This is a genomic window from Rhizorhabdus sp. (genome assembly GCF_018006725.1).
In the GTDB taxonomy this organism is placed as follows: domain Bacteria; phylum Pseudomonadota; class Alphaproteobacteria; order Sphingomonadales; family Sphingomonadaceae; genus Rhizorhabdus.
Genome location: NZ_JAGMXV010000406.1, coordinates 1 through 3,171 on the forward strand (window position 1 = coordinate 1; position 3,171 = coordinate 3,171).

The 3,171-nt window shown below is 64.1% G+C and carries 2 protein-coding genes and 1 pseudogene; all 3 read right to left on the minus strand.

Annotation, left to right across the window (positions count from 1 at the left end; all coding sequences use genetic code 11):
* Positions 1-588 (minus strand): annotated as a pseudogene (locus KAY22_RS26925) (copper resistance protein CopB); the annotation flags it as partial.
* Positions 585-2,426, minus strand: a complete 1,842-nt coding sequence (locus KAY22_RS26930) for a copper resistance system multicopper oxidase (protein ID WP_037553295.1) — start codon at positions 2,424-2,426, stop codon at positions 585-587. The gene KAY22_RS26930 and the pseudogene KAY22_RS26925, both read right to left, overlap by 4 nt.
* 113 nt (positions 2,427-2,539) lie before the next feature.
* Positions 2,540-3,124, minus strand: a complete 585-nt coding sequence (locus KAY22_RS26935) for an RNA polymerase sigma factor (RefSeq protein WP_003046398.1) — start codon at positions 3,122-3,124, stop codon at positions 2,540-2,542.
* Between the last annotated feature and the right edge of the window lie 47 nt (positions 3,125-3,171).

Consider the following 3,171-nt stretch of genomic DNA (forward strand, 5'->3'; position numbering starts at 1 on the left):
GGTCTGCGCGCCATTCTCTTTCATCATGTCGTGGCGCGAATGCTCCATTTCGGCTTGGGGATAAATGCGATCGGCATACCAGTCGCCGGGAGGCGCAGGCGCGGTAGCATCGCCCGGCGGCAAATCGGTGCCGCTAGCGCTGCTCGTGGTCGCCATGCCTTCCATTCCCGCCATCGCGTCCGCAGATCCGCCCTTCGGGGTGCAATGGCCCATTTTGGCATGTTCGGGCGGGCAATCGGGATCGGACGGCTGCGGTGCGCCATGATCCATCGCACCCATGTCCGAAGCGCCCTTGCCTGGAGCTTCCGCCTCAGGCGTACAATGACCCATCGCCGCATGTTCGGGCGGGCAGCTTGAAGCCTCGGGTTCCATGTCCATGCCCTGCATGTTCCCATGGTCCATCTGCTCCATCGACCCTTCGGCGGGCGCTTCGGGCGCGGACTGCGCTACGGGTGCTGGCGTTGGCGAGGGAGCGGGTGTCGGCGCGGGCGCCGCACCATGCATCGAATGATCCATCGACTGCGCCGCGGCGGGCACAGCAAAGGCCAGCGGGGCGATACCCGCGAGGAGAAGCGCGACCCGGGTCATTCGCCGTCTCCCTTCGGACGGACGCTGACGACGCGCATCATCCCCGCGTGCATGTGATAGAGAAGGTGGCAATGGAACGCCCAGTCGCCGAGCGCGTCGGCGGTGAAATCGAAGCTCGCGATGCCGCCCGGCTGGACAAGCACCGTATGCTTGCGCGGCGACCGGTCGCCCTTGCCCGTCACCAGTTCGAAAAAATGGCCGTGGAGGTGGATGGGGTGGCTCATCATCGAATCGTTGATGAGGTTGATCCGCACGCGCTCTCCCTCGATGAAGGGGATGGGCTCGTGATAGTCGGACATCTTGATGCCGTCGAACGACCACATGAAGCGTTCCATATTGCCGGTCAGATGGATGTCGAGCGAGCGCGAGGCGGCGCGGGTATCGGGGTTGCGCTCGAGCGCGACAAGGTCATGGTAGGTCAGCACCTTGTGCCCGACATTCTCCAGTCCCTGCCCCGGCTCGCCCATGCGATCCATCGGCATCGGCGAGATCGTCTGAACGCTGGGATCGCGCTTGACCTGCGGCGCGACACTGAAGTCGCGCATGCTGTGCTGCATGCCTCCGCCAGATCCATGATCCATGCCCGCCATCGCGCCGCTTTCCCCCGCTGGCGTACAATGGCCCATCTTGGCATGTTCGGGAGGACAAGAAGGGTCGCTCGCCGGCATGGGCATGGCGCCCATATCGCCGCCCGAATGGTCCATACCCGCCATCGCGCCGCCCGACATGTCGCCCATGCCCATGTCCTTCATGGTCGCGAGCGGCCGTTCGCGGAGCGGCGGCACCTCGGCGACCATGCCAGCGCGCGGTGCGAGCGTCGCGCGTCCCATGCCCGAGCGGTCATTGGCCTCGGCAACGAGCGTATAAGCACGGTCCTCGACCGGGGTCACGATGACGTCATAGGTTTCGGCGACCGCGATCTGGAACTCGTCGATTTCGGTCGGCACGACATTGAGCCCATCAGCCTGGACGACGGTCATCCTGAGGCCCGGGATACGGACGTTGAAGATCGTCATCGCCGACGCATTGACGATGCGCAGGCGTACCCGCTCGCCGGGGCTGAAGAGCGCGGTCCAGTTGTCGCGCGGACCATGGCCGTTGACGAGGAAGGTGTAGGTCGAACCATTGACGTCGGCGACGTCGGTCGGGTCCATCCGCATCTTGCCCCAATCGATCCGCTCCTTGAGCGGTTGATCCTTGCCGGCAAGCAGGCCCGCCAGCGTCTGGCGCTGCATGTTGAAATGGCCGGGATTGACCTTGAGCTTGCGGAAGATCGCCTCGGGCGACAATTGACTGTGGTCGGACAGGACGACGACATGCTCGCGGTCGTAGCCGATCGGGTCGGCGCCCGCGGGATCGATGACGATCGGGCCATAATGGCCGAGCTGTTCCTGAAGCCCCGAATGGCTGTGATACCAATAGGTCCCCGATTGAACGACCGGGAATTCATAGACAAACTTCGAGCGCGGCTTGATCCCGGGGAAGCTGACGCCGGGCACGCCGTCCATCTGGAACGGCAGGATCAGGCCGTGCCAGTGAATCGAGCTGTCCTCGTCGAGATCGTTGACGACGGTGAGGCGCGCGTTTTGTCCCTCCTTCAGCCGGACGAGCGGCGCGGGCACGGTGCCGTTGATCCCGATCGCGCGACTGACCTTGCCGTCGATGCGCATCGTCTGGCGCGCGATGCGCAGCGTTATGTCATTGCCGGATACGGTCGGAAGCGGCGCGGTGATGCCGGACGACACCGGCTGGGCCCAGGCCGGGAACCATGCGGCCATCGCCGCAGCAGCCCCTCCACCCAAAGCTCCACTGACGAACCGACGCCTTTCCATCTGCATATTCTTTCCGACCGTTACTGACTGTTCCTAAAGCTATACGCAGGCGGCACGCCTGCCCCTCAATAAAAATGCCGGACGATGAGGAGATGCCGCCTGAACGAGCGGTCGAACCCTCAACCCTCGGCGCTCGCAGATGTTCCCGCGAGCAATTCCCGGAGCCTGGTCCGCGCTCGATAGAGGCGCGTTTCGACTGTTTTCTCGCTGACCCGCAAAATGACCGCTGTTTCGGCCTGGCTGACCTCGTCGACACCGCGGAGGAGCAACACTTCGCGCAAATTCTGCGGCAGCTGATCGATCGCCCCGCGAACCCTGGCGAGCTCTCGCCTGTCGGTCGCCGCGGAATCGGGCCCAGGACCATCGCTTGCTACGTGATGCGCATTTTCGAGCGGGAGCGCGCGGGAGAAAAAGGCGCGCACCTTTCGCCGTCGTGCCCAGTCGCGACATTTGTTGAGCGCGATACGGGCGATCCATGTGCGGAAGGGGCGTTCGCCATCATAGCGATCGAGCGCCGAAAAGCCGGAGACGAACGTCTCCTGCGTCAAATCCATCGCCTCGTCGGCATCGCCGATCTGCTTTACGATGAGCCGGTAGACGCCCGTTTTGTAACGGCGCAGCAACTCGCGATAGGCGTCTTCGCGGTGCGCGCGCGCAAAGGCCGCCAGATCCTGGTCGCTACATTGCGATAGGTCGGCGCTCACCGCGCATCGGCGGTCAGCGCCTTGACCACGCTTTTGTCGAACATTTC